Raw genomic sequence first — 640 nt, 5'->3', positions numbered from 1 at the left:
GGCTGGCTCGACCAGGGTTCCAATCTCATCCTGTTCGGCCCGCCAGGCGGCGGCAAAAGCCATCTGGCGGCGGCAATCGGCCTGGCATTGGTGGAAAATGGCTGGCGAGCACTGTTCACCCGCACCTCTGACCTCGTCCAACGTCTGCAGGTGGCTCGCCGCGAACTGACGCTGGAATCCGCAATCGCCAAGCTCGACAAGTATCATCTGCTCATTCTCGACGACTTCGCCTACGTCTCGCGCGATCAGGCGGAAACCTCCGTCCTCTTCGAATTGATCAGCGCCCGATACGAGCGCAGATCCCTGCTCATCACCGCCAACCAACCCTTCGGTGAGTGGAACCGCGTATTCCCGGACCCGGCAATGACGCTCGCTGCAGTCGACAGGCTCGTGCATCACGCCACGATCTTCGAGATGAACGTCGAAAGCTATCGCCGGCGCACAGCCCAGGCCCGTCGCACCGGGGCTGGACGTCCTGCCGCCTACACCACACCCAAAGTCCTCGAGACCATCCGCGACAATCAGGATGAGAACGAGGTCCTTGCCAGCGACAATTAAAATCGGCACTGAATGACGCGCCGCGACAATCACATTCTCATCCTGATTGACGCGCAATCCTCATCCTGTTTGTCGCGCTACA

Annotated in this window: 1 protein-coding gene; it reads left to right on the top strand. The window is 60.3% G+C overall.

Going from position 1 to position 640, the window contains the following annotated elements; translation table 11 throughout:
* A partial coding sequence (locus ACFQ24_RS03775) for an ATP-binding protein (protein ID WP_380909118.1) occupies positions 1–558 on the top strand: 558 nt, incomplete at its 5' end.
* Positions 559–640: the final 82 nt, after the last annotated feature.

Source organism: Sphingobium olei (assembly GCF_042678845.1).
Classification (GTDB): domain Bacteria; phylum Pseudomonadota; class Alphaproteobacteria; order Sphingomonadales; family Sphingomonadaceae; genus Sphingobium; species Sphingobium olei.
This window is presented reverse-complemented; position numbering and strand designations above follow the sequence as displayed.